Annotated in this window: 11 protein-coding genes; all 11 read right to left on the bottom strand. The window is 38.3% G+C overall.

The features are described from left to right. Positions 1–1,310: pneumococcal-type histidine triad protein (locus tag ADH31_RS08740; RefSeq protein ID WP_049510222.1), on the bottom strand; the 1,310-nt coding region annotated here is incomplete at its 3' end. Positions 1,311–1,317: 7 nt separating this feature from the next. Next, on the bottom strand, positions 1,318–2,247 hold the full coding sequence (locus ADH31_RS08735) for a metal ABC transporter solute-binding protein, Zn/Mn family (protein ID WP_049510221.1): 930 nt from the start codon (positions 2,245–2,247) through the stop codon (positions 1,318–1,320). A gap of 228 nt (positions 2,248–2,475) precedes the next feature. After that, positions 2,476–5,556, bottom strand: coding sequence for a pneumococcal-type histidine triad protein (locus ADH31_RS08730; protein WP_049510220.1), 3,081 nt, complete (start codon positions 5,554–5,556; stop codon positions 2,476–2,478). A gap of 347 nt (positions 5,557–5,903) precedes the next feature. Beyond that, a complete protein-coding gene (lacG, locus tag ADH31_RS08725) occupies positions 5,904–7,310 on the bottom strand; it encodes a 6-phospho-beta-galactosidase (protein WP_049510218.1) in 1,407 nt (468 codons plus the stop codon). A 406-nt stretch (positions 7,311–7,716) separates the two neighbouring features. Next, positions 7,717–9,408: a lactose-specific PTS transporter subunit EIIC gene (locus ADH31_RS08720; RefSeq protein ID WP_049510216.1), complete on the bottom strand. Its 1,692-nt coding sequence runs from the start codon at positions 9,406–9,408 to the stop codon at positions 7,717–7,719. Next, entirely contained in the window at positions 9,408–9,725 is a 318-nt protein-coding gene (locus ADH31_RS08715; RefSeq protein ID WP_045763395.1) for a PTS lactose/cellobiose transporter subunit IIA, read from the bottom strand. The genes ADH31_RS08720 and ADH31_RS08715 overlap by 1 nt, the downstream gene beginning before the upstream one ends. Positions 9,726–9,759: 34 nt before the next feature. Beyond that, a complete protein-coding gene (locus tag ADH31_RS08710; protein ID WP_049510215.1) occupies positions 9,760–10,596 on the bottom strand; it encodes a PRD domain-containing protein in 837 nt (278 codons plus the stop codon). A 231-nt stretch (positions 10,597–10,827) separates the two neighbouring features. Continuing rightward, positions 10,828–11,808 (bottom strand): tagatose-bisphosphate aldolase, encoded by a 981-nt coding sequence (lacD, locus tag ADH31_RS08705; RefSeq protein ID WP_049510213.1) that lies wholly within the window; start codon positions 11,806–11,808, stop codon positions 10,828–10,830. 1 nt (position 11,809) lies between these two features. After that, positions 11,810–12,739 (bottom strand): tagatose-6-phosphate kinase, encoded by a 930-nt coding sequence (locus tag ADH31_RS08700; protein WP_049510211.1) that lies wholly within the window; start codon positions 12,737–12,739, stop codon positions 11,810–11,812. Between the two features lie 10 nt (positions 12,740–12,749). After that, positions 12,750–13,265, bottom strand: a complete 516-nt coding sequence (gene lacB / locus ADH31_RS08695) for a galactose-6-phosphate isomerase subunit LacB (RefSeq protein WP_001216925.1) — start codon at positions 13,263–13,265, stop codon at positions 12,750–12,752. A 30-nt stretch (positions 13,266–13,295) separates the two neighbouring features. Continuing rightward, entirely contained in the window at positions 13,296–13,721 is a 426-nt protein-coding gene (lacA, locus tag ADH31_RS08690; protein ID WP_000029280.1) for a galactose-6-phosphate isomerase subunit LacA, read from the bottom strand. Between the last annotated feature and the right edge of the window lie 102 nt (positions 13,722–13,823).

Raw genomic sequence — 13,823 nt, 5'->3', positions numbered from 1 at the left:
TGTTTCACTTCATTCTCTTTATGAGTGTTTTGATTATCTTTTGGAACTTCTGTTCGGCCATGACCATGCAAATGTTCCTGCGCTGCCTTTATCTGCTCTGCTGACAAATCTTTTTTGAAGAAATAGTGGGCATGGTCCCCATGTGAAACTACAAAACCTTGCTCATCTTCTCTAATCACACGCTCAGCGGCAAAGCCATGATCATGTTCATCCTCATGATGGTTCTTATGACTTACATTTTCATGATCACGCTGAACTGTTGGTTTATTTTGATTTTCTAACGGTTTTGTTGGTGTTAGAACACCTCCAAGTGGTATCAAACGAGCAATTTTTTGCTCCAAAGCAGACATACTACTATAAGGAATGAAATGGTAGTGATTACCGTGTGGAATCGCAACTCCTGATGGTGTTCGACTAGTAATTTTAGCTGGGTCAAATACCAAACCATCAGATTCTTGATAGCGTTGACTAACTGGTAAAGCATATAACTGAGCGAGAAGACTTTGGAGACTATCCTCTTGATCTACTGGGATGTTTATTGCTGGGCTATCGGCTTGAGAACTTGGTGTAACACTTGGATTTGGTTTATAATCCGTCAGGCTTGGTTGATTTCCTCTTCCAGCTAGATAGGCTTGAGCTGCTGCTAATTCACTTGAAGACAAGGCGCTCTTTGGAACGTAGTGATAATGCCCACCATGAGGAACAATATAGGCATCACCTGTATCTTCTATGATATCTGCAGCATTAAAGACATAACCATCATCTGTTGTATATCTACCTTGTGCTCTGGCAACAAGAACTTCCTTACTTGCACTGCCACTATCTGATGTATGTTCTTGTTTTTGTTGCTCGATTTGCTCTTTGGTACGAACATTATCAGCATGGCTTGCATCTTTTAGATAGACATAGTATTTGCCATCCACTTTGATGATATAGCCACCTTTAATCTCATTGACAATATCCTGATCACGCAACTGATAGTTCGGATCCTTCATAACCAGTTCTTCACTAAAGATGGCATCATAAGGAACCTTACCATTATAATAATGGAAATGGTCACCGTGGGAAGTCACATAACCTTGATCAGTGATTTTGGTAACAATCTGTTCAGCTTCTATGCCTTCCTTCTTGCTAACTTGGTCTGGTGTCAGAGTTTCATTCTTTTTAGCTTCAGACTCTTTACCATCAACGTAGGATACACGGTTGTCATCTTTTTTCTCAGGTGCTTGATGTTGATTTAAAGCATAAGCACAGACACTTAAGGCAAGGACCACTGCAGATCCCGCTAGATATTTTTTATTAATCTTCATAATCTCCTCATTTCAATTCTTCAGCTAAGATAGCCATATTTTCTTCTAGATTTTCCAAGTAGGACTTGTCATTTTGTGGGTCTGCCTCTAAAGGATTGAGGGTTTTAAGACCCACACCTGTTGATTTGACAAGTGTGTCCGCTACCTTAGATGATGCATTGCTCTCTGTAAAGATGGTTTTGACCTTATAAGTCTTTACAAATTCCTGGATTTCAGTCAATTGTCTTGGGCTTGGTTCTTGTTCAGGAGAGATACCTGCAATCCCAAGCTGATTAAGTCCAAATCGTTTTGCCAAATATGAAAAGGCTGTGTGTTGGGTCACAAATGTCTTTTGATTAGCCTTTTCAAATATCGGTTGGTATTTCTTAGTTAAGTCATGAGCCTTAGCACTAAAACTTTGTGCGTTTTTCTGATAGGTATCCTTGTTAGCACTGTCTAATTCTGATAACTTATCAGCAATAATCTGTGCTTCTTCAGCAACTTTTTCAGGATCTAACCAAGTATGAGGATCATACAAGGTTTTCTCATCAATCCCATCTCCTGCCTGCATATCTTCTAAGCCAGGCACGCGCTCCAAGGTCATACCTTCTGATGCTTCTAAGACCTTTACCTTGGATTTTTGCAGGCTTGGATCTAAACTTCCCGCCCATGACTCTAGTGTATGAGAATGATAGACAAAAACATCGGCATCATAGATAGCTGCAATATCATTTGCAGAAGGTTCAAAGGAGTGAATTCCGCTACTTGACTGAATCATTCGAACATCATTCAAGTCACCAGATACTTCCTTGACCATGGCATAGATAGGATAAAAACTGGTCACAATTTTCATCCCCTTAGTTTCATCACTCTTGTCTTGACTGGTCTTTTGACCACATGCTCCTATGGCAAGAGCAAAGAAGACAAGCACAAGCCATAGGATACTTCTTTTTTTCATAACAACTCCTTAACTAGTATTTAACCATTTAATTAACTAGTAAATAGTTTAACTTTTTTTATTTAATATGTCAAGATTTTTAGTCGTAAAAAATAAAATCATTTTTTTAGAACTTCTTGATTCAATTTTTAAGACTGCAAATTTCAGCTTTTTAATAAAGAAAAGGACATTATTCAATCAAAAATCGAACAATATCCTTTCGAGTAGATTATAATTAATAAAAATATTTTAAGGTTTTATTTGTTTTAGTGTCTTAATGTCATACATCACTAATTCACCATTTTTATTGTAAAACTGAACACCTTCTGGCTGAAAAATTAGAAACTTAGGATCGATTTGTGCAATTTTTGCTAACTTTTCTATATGTTCATTTAAAGTTACTTTATCCAATCCGTAGTCTGGTAAATCATCATCACTTTCTTCTTTGGAGTTTTCTTTATCTTCAACCTTGTTTTCTGAAGGAATTTCGTTGGTTGTACCAGTCTCATTTACACCTATATTATTCTTCGGTTGCTCCTCAGTTTTATCTACATCAGTCTTATTTTTATCACTATTTTTAAGATTGTTTGAATCAGGTTTTAATTCTTCATTATTATTCGTAAACGTCCCATTTTGGGATTCTTTTTCTTTCATTCTTTTAGCTATCAACTCTTGAGCTTGTTTCCACTCTACTTCTGATAAGTCGGATTTAGTGATACTTCTCAATGAATCACCACTAGATTTTGGAATACTGAAAGATTTATCTGCCCAAATATAAGTTCCCTTTGCCAATACATCCTGAGGATCAAAAATATATCCATCAGGAGTTGCAAATCGACCTTCTGCAAGAGCTTTCTGAACTTCTTCAGCAGAATGGATAATTTGCCAGTTCTGCATTCCAGGACGTTTTTCAAGAGGAGTTACATTAGCAATAACAGATCCAGCATCATCATGACCTGGTTTTGACCAAACTTCAGGACGCACATCAGGATGTTGCATTACATATTTTATAGTTGCTATTTGCTCACTATTTAACCAAGAATAAGGTACGACGTGAATGTGATCGATATGCGGAATAATGAAAGAAGTTCCAGTATCATACGTAGTATTGGCTGCATGCATAGGCAAGCTAGATACATCAACAGCTAATCTTGGTTTAATTTCTGTTTCTACAATATCATAACGATAATTATCTTTATCTTTAAGCATTAGTTCCTGCTCAGAAAAAGCTATTTGAGTAAGATCGAGTTCTTCACGTGAATAAAAATAATCTTTACCACCTTCATTAATTATATAACCAACTTTACTATTTCTAGAAATTTTATTAGTTACTTTTTTATAATCAAACTTTGGTCTTTCCTCCTCATCTGAGTGTACTGAAGAAACGATGGAATCTGGATTTTTACCAGTTTCTTGAATCCATTTGGCAACTTCATCCAATTCGAATTGTTCTAATTCACCATATCCCATATAATGGAAATGATCTCCGTGTTTGGCAATAACACCTGATTTATCAACAGAATCGATTGAATCTTTGGTAAATATATATCCATCGCTCGTATCATAAGGTTTGCCATCTAAACCTTTTCCATAAGCTTTGATTGGTTGTCCTAAGAACTTATGAACTACCTCTTTTGATGCTAAAGGTTTAATATCTGTAACAATTTCGTTTAATCCATTTTGCCCTTTTAACGGAATCATTCTTGCAATCTTCTGCTCTAAATCAGACATTTGTGAATAAGGGATAAAGTGATAATGGTCTCCATGGGGCACTGCTACACCGTTAGCTGTACGTTTGATGATTTGTGCCGGATCAAAGACTAGACCATCCGATTCCACATGGCGTTCTGATAAAGGTTTGGCATACAATTCACTTAAAAGTGTTGAAATGTCTTCCCCTTGATTTTGATGATAAGTTGGGGTGACAGTCAGATTTGGAGTCTCTGTCAAACTTGGTTGAGCTTGCTTAGAATTATCACTACTTGGTTTACTTGAACTTGTAGAGGAATGTGCGCCTTGTTTACCATTCCAATAAGCTTGGGCAGCAGCCAATTCTCTTGCTGACAAATCACTCTTAGGGATATAGTGGAAATGATTGCCGTGCGGTACAACAAAAGCGTCTCCTGTATCTTCAATCACATCTGTCGGACTAAAGACATACCCATCATCCGTTGTATAGGCTCCTCCAGTTCCTCGATTCGGTGCCGGCGTATTGAGATTAAAGTTTGGTTTAATGGTTGAACTTGGTTTCTCAGAACTGCTTGGTTTCGGATTATCAGCATGACTTTGAATTGGCTGACCTCCAATTGGCAGATTTCGAGCCAATTTTTCTTCCAAAGCAGACATTTGCGAATACGGAATGAAATGGAAATGATCTCCGTGAGGAACTGCCACACCATTTGCAGTACGTTTTGTAATCTGTGCTGGGTCAAATACTAATCCATCAGACTCCACATGACGTTGGCTAAGTGGCAAAGCGTACAATTCTTGAAGGAGACTAGCTAAATCCTCATTTTCACTCTCCGGAGCTGTTGCAGGATTTTGAGGAGTTTCAGATGGACTAGTTCTCACACTAGATCTTGTTTCTCCTCTGCTTGAACGATATTCAACCGTACTTAATTGACCGCCTTTTCCAGATAAGAAGGCCTGGGCAGCAGCTAATTCACTGGCAGACAAATCACTCTTAGGAATATAGTGGAAGTGATTGCCATGAGGAACGATATAGGCATCACCTGTATCTTCTATGATATCAGAGGCATTAAAGATATACCCATCATCCGTTGTATAGCGTCCTTGAGCTCTGGCTGCAACTACTGCTTGATCGTTAGAACCAGCCCCGTGATTACTACTATGTTCCTGCTTCTGACGTTTAATCTCTTCTTTTGTACGAATATTGTCCGCATGAGCCGCATCCTTAAGGTAAACATAGTATTTCCCGTCTACCTTAATCACATAGCCACCCTTGATTTCATTGACAATGTCTGAATACTTCAACTGATAATTCGGATCTTTCATCAGCAGTTCTTCACTGATGATAGCGTCATAAGGAACCTTGCCATTATAGTAATGATAATGATCTCCATGAGAGGTCACATAACCTTGATCAGTAATTTTAACAACAATTTGTTCAGCATTGATCCCCTCTCGCCGACTAACTTCATCTGGCGTCAGATTTTCAGACTTAGTACTAGCCTGATTCCCTTCTATATAAGCCACACGATTAGGCTCTTTGCTAGTCTGTACCGCTTGGAAACGCCCCAGTTCATAACTGGAAAGGCTTAATGCTAAAAGAGCTACCGAACCAAGAACATATTTTTTATTGATTTTCATCTAAACACACTTCCTATTTCATTTATTCGTTAAATAAAGAACTACACTTTTTCCTAAAGAACTTCCTTAACTGGTTAATTATATAACTGAAAAACGAAATCACTTTTAAAACTCCTCCTTCTATTTTCTATTTATCTAACAAGATTTGATCGAGTGAGTTAGTTTCTTATATAATTAACCGGTTATTTAACTAGTTAAGATTTTACTCCTATCACATAAATCTGTCAAGAATTTTTTTGACTTTCAGGTAAAATCTAGATAAAAAGGATTTAGTCCTGATCTATGCAAAACTAAATCCCATATTATGTATATCAGTAACGATAAGCTATTTTTATTCTTTGATTAGCTTATTCAATAATCTGTGTCTCAGCTAATTTCTTGTACCAATGGGCTGATTTCTTTGGATAGCGTTCTTGCGTTTCAAAGTCCACATAGAAGAGACCATAGCGTTTTTCATAACCATTAGACCATGAGAAGACGTCCATCAATGACCATATGAAGTATCCTTTGACGTTCGCACCTTCTGCAATCGCATCAGACAATACTTCCAAGTGTTGTTTCACATAATCAATACGGCCATCATCGTAAACAGTGTTGTCCACAAATTCATCTTTATATCCAAGTCCGTTTTCAGTGATGTAGATCTTCTTGTAGTTTGGATAATCTTTCTTAACACGCATGATTTGATCATACAAACCTTGAGGGTAGATGATCCAGTCCCAGTCAGTACGAGGTACATAGTCAGGAGCTACACGACGTCCAACACCTTTGATTTGGTATTTAGAGCTTCCTTTTTCTCCTTTACCATTGTGGATGATCTCAGTTTCACCATCAAAGGCTTCCATCCAGTCACTCATGTAGTAGTTAATTCCAAGGAAGTCATTCAAGTCTTTTGCGGCTTCTAATACTTCGAAATCTTCTTCACGAAGATCTAAGCTACCACCATTGACTGATAAGATATGGTTGACACCTTCCATCGTTTCAGCTGAATAGCGACCTAGATAAGTTGCATCCAAGATAAATTTATTGTGAATAATATCTTCCAACTCAGCTGCACGAACATCTGCTGGATTTTTAGGATCTAAAGGATACTTGGTTGGCAGTGCGTGAACAACACCGATTTCACCTTTATAGCCTTTGTCTTTGTACAATTTCACAGCACGAGCATGAGAAACCATCATATTGTGGTGGGATTGGAAGACTTTCGCAAGGTCATATTGAATACCTGGTGGGAATTTACCGACTAAGTATTGACCGTCACCGATTGGTCCAATTTCATTAAAGGTTGTCCAGTAGTTTACTTCTGGGAATTCTTCAAAACAGAAGGCAGCATAATCTACAAAGTGTTCAATGTTTTCACGATTTAAGAAGTCTCCATTTGAGTGAAGAGCTTCAGGTGTATCAAAGTGATGAAGAGTAACGAACGGTTCTACATGGCGTTTATGACATTCTGCAAATAAGTTATGATAGAATTCTACCCCTTTTGGATTTACTTCACCATAACCAGTTGGGAAAATACGTGACCAAGCGATTGAAATACGAATACCATTGACGCCATACTCTTCAGCTAACTGAAGATCTACTGGATATTTATGGTAGAAATCGCTTGCTGGTTCTGCTGTATACCAATAGTTATCAGCTAAGTATTTGTCCCAAGCAACTGGTCCTTTTCCGTCAGTATGGGTAGCTCCTTCCGCTTGATAGGCAGCCGTTGCCCCACCAAAAATAAAATCTTTAGGAAGTGTTTTTGTCATTTTTTCACCTATTTCTTGATTGTATTAAATGAAAAGTGAGGGGAGAGGAGTTAGTGAGCCATCCATCTCCATCTCACTTCTTGTACCAAGTCACCAAATAGTGACATAAAGGGGGAAAACAAATATATAATCGGAGACTCTTTTTCAGTCCCCAAAGGTCAGTCGAATTGTGACTCAAGGAGGTAAAAACGATATTTTTTTACCGACGAATTAACAAAGCGATTAGGAAATTCGCCATAGCGATTTCCATGATGATAGGAGTCTGTTTTACAGTCCCTAAGGTTAGTCGAATTGTGACATGAGGAGGTAAAAACGATATCTTTTTACCGACGAATTAACAAGGCGATTAGGAAATTCGCCATAGCGATTTCCGTGATGATAGGAGACTGTTTTACAGTCCCTATCATCAATCGAATTGCGCTTGAACAAAGGCTAGAGCACCTTTACCATCACGAGTCAACTTGATGTATTGAGCTCCTTCAGTCTTAGCCAATTTGATTCCAAGTTTATCTGTTTCAGCCTTCATGTCCTCATAGTTTGATGCTACTTGAGGAGCAAGGATAACAAGGTCAAATTCTGGTAACATTTCACGGTGGGCTCCATAGCCACCTGCTGCAGCTTTAACTGGAACATTGTATTCTACTGCGGCTTTATTCAAAGCATTTGCAAGAAGTCCACTTGTTCCACCACCTGCACAGAGAACGAGTACGTTTGTTTCTTCTGTAATTGTATTTTGTGCTGATTCTATTCCAGCTTTTTCAAGGATAGCATCAGCTTTAGCAGTATTAAAGTTTGCTGCAACTTTTTCTTTTAATTCATCGTTGGCTTTACCAGAACGTTCTTCTTCTAGAATTTGTTCGTCATAAACTTTAAGGAATGGATAGTAGATTGCAATATCCACTACGATTAACAATGCTGCAAGAGCAAATGACAAGAACTGGAAGTTTGTACCAAGGATAATACCAAGAGGTCCTGGTGTAGTCCATGGAAGATTGGCAGTAAATGAGTTCATGCCAAGCGTTTCAATAAAGAATTTGAAGATCCATACGTTTGCAATAGGTGCAAAGATGAATGGGATAAAGAAGATTGGGTTCAAAACAAGTGGTGCACCAAACAAGATTGGTTCATTTACACCGAAGAAGGTAGGAACTACTGAAACACGTCCGATGGCACGATTACGCTTAGACTTACACAACCACATAAACATGAATGGAACTACAAGAGTTGCTCCTGTACCACCCATAGTGACGATAAACATTTGTGTACCAGATGTAAGGATCTTATCAGCGTGCATACCTTGTTGAAGAAGGTTCAAGTTGACTTCGGCATTTGCATAAGTAATCGCTGCAATGGCAGGTTCAACGATAGATGGGCCGTGAATACCGACAAACCAGAAGAAGGCAAAAGCACCAAAGATAATGGTAATACCAAGATAGCCATCAGCTGCAGAGAATAATGGTGCAAAGAATTTACCGATTGATTCTGCTACACTTGCACCGACAAACTGACGAGCGAGCAAGTCAAGAGCATAAAGCGAAACTACTGAAAGAGTAAATGGAATAACATCTTTAAAGACTTGTGAGATATTTGGTGGAACTTCGTCAGGCATGCGAATAGTAACGTTGTTCTTGACACAAACCTTATAGATAGCTACAGTTACAAATGCTGCAAGAAAGGCAGAAAGCAAACCTTTTGTTCCAAGAAAACCAGTTGCAAAGCCACCCTCGATTGGATCAGCTGCTAACATCAGCAAACCAACAATAGCTGCTAAGAGCGTTGACATATAGTTGATTTGATTGGTTTTCTCCATACTACGGTTAACTGAGTCTGTTAAAGATTTAGCAGTGGTTCCAGCTACCAAGACTGCTAGAATCCCCATAGAGTAGCTGTAAGGTTTCATCAAAAGTGCTACTACTTCATCAGACCATTTAAAGCCCCAAGAGTTTGGAACAAAAGCAATCAAGATAAAAATACTTGAGAAGAGAATGACTGGCATTCCTGCGATAAATCCATCCCGAATAGCACGAAGATAGATATTTCGAGATAGTTTTTCAAAGAAAGGCTTCCCTTTCTCGATATAGGCAATTAACTTATTCATTATTTAGCTCCTCTTTTATAAAGTTCAATTAAGTGGTGCATCAAATCTTTTAGCAAGATAGTTGTCATCAAGTGATCTTGGCCATGCATCATGGTCACGCTATAAGCCAAATCATCACCTGCAGCTTCCTTGGTTAAAAGACTCGTTTGCGCGTGGTGTGCTTCAGCGATACAGCTACCAGCTTCCTCAACTAAGCTATCCGCTTTCGCAAAATCACCAGCTTCAGCAGCCTTCAAAGCTTCCAATAATTTTGAACGAGCATCGCCAGCATAGGCTACGATTTCAAAACCTAACAATGTTACTTCTTCTCTATTCATGATAGAATACTCCTTATATATTTTTTAGTAGATGTTATGACAATAAACGTTGAATGTGTAGAACAAGATAAACTCGTTCACTCTTGTAGAGGTCAAGACCAGTTTCCTGTGCAATGACTTCATAAATTTTGCTACCAATTTCGAATGCTTCTGGATAGGTATTCTTTATATGTTCTTCCATATCGAGCAAGGATTGATTATCATCGCGACTACGATCCAGATAATCCAAGAAATAATTGAGATGAATCATAAAGCGATCGTAGAAATTATTATTTTCAGGTGTTCGCTGGATTTTATAACTCTTCAAAACGCTTTCAACTCTCTTTAAAATTTCCTTTCTCTTATCAATCGACTCAACAACTTCAACTTCATTTTCACCTTCTGCATTGATGAAGTGATAAGCGATACGAATGATCTCGTCCTCAGGAAAATTTTCTGTCAGTTTTTGACGATAAATTTCAAAAGCTTCTTGTGCAATTTGAAAAGCGATAGGATATTTTGCAGAAATATCAGGCAAATTGCTGTCCTTATAACGCCCTTGGCTAATAGCCTGATAAGAACAATAGATATGGTCTGTCAGAGTGACGTATAGATACTCTTGGACAGGATATTGATATTTTTTAGAAAGATTATCAATTATCTCATAAGTGACCGTAATAAAATCAAGCGGTACATCCTTGAGAAGAGCCATAAAATTTTCTCGCGACTCTTCCGTTTTCATCCGGAAAACTTTTTCAACCTGATCCTCAGAAATCAAATCTCCCTTCTTCTTACCGAACGAAATACCCTTACCAATTACGATCAACTCCTCTCCCTTACTATTACGCACGAGAGAAACATTGTTATTCATTGGATTTAATATCCGATACATGGCAACCTCCTTGCCCTATTATTTAAGTTTTGTGAGCATAAAAAATGACCACAAATGAACTCAGAAAACATACATCTGAGTCATCTGTGATCATGCCTAATATTACTTAGTAACACTCACTTTGTATTAACTTGTGACTTTAGTATATCACAAGAATGATTTTTTGTAAACCTTTACATACAACTTTTTTTAAAATTTTATGCTAGGTTTTAGGACATAAAGGGGGGAAGTTTACACACGTTCAGTCCATGAAGTAGCTGTTGTTTGAAGAACCTTATTAAGTTCATCGATGTTTTCAAAACCAGTTGTACGAAGCCATTCGCGAGCTGCCGCTTCACCATCTTTGATGTAAGCTTCAACTGATCCAGCCCATGTTGCACGTCCACAAAGAACTCCGTTGAAGTTTGCACCTGATTCGTGAGCAAAGACAAGAGTTTCTTGGAAGAGCTTAGCGGATACACCAGCACTCAAGTAGATGTAAGGAAGATTTGTTGCTTCATCTTGAGCTTTAAAGAATGCAGCTGCTTCTTCACGTGTATGCACGATTTCGCCATCACCAAAGCCTTCAACGTATTTCACGTTAACTGGAACTTCTACTTTCAAGACATCGATGTTAAAGCGTGGATCTGAGAAGACCTTCATCGCACCAATAACCTTGTGTGGTTTTACTTTAGCGTATTCAGCAGAACCTGCATCCGCAATCTTTTCATCGTAAGCCAAGATTTCAAGGAAGAATGGAATGTCTTCAGCTACACACTCAGAACCAATACGTTCGATGTAGGCTTGTTTTTGTTGGTTGAGTTCGTCAGAGCTATCTACGTCATAGTAAAGCAAGAACTTAACGGCATCTGCACCTTGTTCTTTAATACGTTTTGCAGACCAAACATCCAAGCAGTCTGGCAAACGTTTTGTGCTTGTTGTGTCGTATCCAGTTTTTTCATAAGCAAGGAGAAGACCTGCATTTGGAGCAAGAGCTTTGGTTGCTGGAAGGCCATATTCAGGGTCAAGAAGCATTGATGAAGCGTATTTTGTCAATTCATCCGCAACTAACACTTTAAGTTCTTCCATTTGAGCTACTGTTGGCTCTTCTGTTTGGTATTGAGCCATAAGGCGTTTCAAAGCACCACGTTGGTCAAAAGCAAGAGCTGAGATGATACCATTCTCATCAGAGAGTTTTTCCAAACATGCACGTTTATTTTCTGTTAAAACCATTTTATACCTCTTTCACTACTAGTTGGTCATATAGGCCTTGATAGTTAGCCATATTGACATGACCGGTCATTTTTTCTTGAGCATTTAGCATACCAAGGACATTCGCCTTGGTCAGTAATTCTTGATCAGATTCTTTATGGAACAATCCTGAAGCAATACCTGCAACAGTAGAATCGCCAGAACCAACTGGATTTACAACTTGAATTTTTGGAATATCCACTTTATAGAAAGTGTCCCCGTGTTTTGCAAAGGCACCATTAGCACCTAAGGAAACGATGATCCACTCAATTCCTTCAAATAGGGGCTCTTGAAGAACCTCTTTTAATTCATCCAAATCTTTAGAAATTTCTCTACCCAAAAGTTGAGACAATTCTTCATTATTTGGTTTGATAACCGTTGGTTTATGTGGAGATTCAAGAACCGCCTGAAGTGCAGCTCCTGAACAGTCCAAGACAACAGGTTTACCAGCTTGGTTAGCAAGTTCAACTAGACTAGCATAATAGTCAACAGGAAGTCCTGCCGGTAGACTACCTGAAATGGCTACTACCTCTACAGTCTCTAAAAGTTCCTTGAAATGAGCCAAGAAATCTTGACCTTCTTGTTCTTGAACTTCAGGACCTTTTTCAAGAATTTCAGTTTGGTTTTCTCCATGTAGAATTGCGATACAGTTACGGGTTTCACCTTGAATAGAGAAGAAACGTTTGCTTACTTTATCATCAATATTTTCTACTAAAAAATCACCTAGTTTACCACCAACAAGTCCAGTTGCGACTACAGAATCACCAAATTCTGATAGAACTCGTGTAACATTAAGACCTTTACCACCCGCTGTTTTCGTAACATCGACAACACGGTTGACAGTGTCGATTTTCAATTCATCCAAAGGATAGGAAATATCAATGGATGGGTTCATTGTGACTGTTAAAATCATGAGTCACCTCTTAGTCGTGGTATTCACCGCGATCCCATTTTTCAAGGAATTCTGTAAAGAAGTTGGCATCTGTTTGATGATCGTTATGAGTTTCAACATGTTGGATTTTAGCGATCAATTTTTTATTTTCTTCAGATGGTTTGTATTCAGCGTTGATGAAAGCTTCAATGATATCGCACATAAGCAATTCACCAGTGATTTTACCACCAAATCCGATAACGTTGGCATTCAATTGTTCTTTAGCGTAAAGAGCTGTTGTCATATCACGAACCAAAGCAGAACGAACACCTGGAACTTTGTTAACAGCGTTATTGATACCTACACCAGTACCACAGATACATACACCAAGATCAGCTTGGCCACTAACTACTGCTTCACCAACTTTTTTACCAAAGATTGGGTAGTGAGTACGAGCGTGGTCATAAGTACCAAAGTCAATGACTTCATGTCCTTTTGATTTCAAAAATTCTGAAACCGCCATTTTTTCATTAGTTACGATGTGGTCACATCCAATTGCAATTCTCATTTTTATCTTACCTTTCTTTCGTTATAAAAATTAGCACATTTTGTTCAACATATCGACACGAATTTGGTGACGACCGCCGTCATACTTACCATTTACAAAGCCTTTAGCAATGTTTTTAGCCAATTCATCACCAACGAGTTGAGCACCCATAGTAATCATACGTGAGTTGTTGTGACCACGAGTCATATAGGCTGAACGTTCGTCAGATACTTCTGCAGCAACCATTCCCTTGATTTTAGTAGCAACCATAAATGGACCGGCACCATAAGCATCAATGACAATACCAAGGTTTTGTTCTTCTTTTTTAACTTCTTCAGCAACTGCAAGAGTTACATCAACGAAGTCTTGACCTTCAGCTGTAACATCCACAACGTGGAAGTTTTCTTTTTCCAAGAAATCTTTAACGACTTCTTTCAATCTCAAACCTGCAGCATCTGCACCAATAACAATAGACATATTGTATACTCCTTTTTTATATAGACCAGTAAAAATATTTTGGTTATGGAAAGAAAATGACCATCACCAAGTAGTTACTGGTAGTTTTTGTTGACTATTTAG

Origin of the sequence: Streptococcus pseudopneumoniae, from assembly GCF_001072375.1 — a bacterium.
Classification (GTDB): Bacteria; Bacillota; Bacilli; order Lactobacillales; family Streptococcaceae; genus Streptococcus; species Streptococcus pseudopneumoniae_L.
This window is presented reverse-complemented; position numbering and strand designations above follow the sequence as displayed.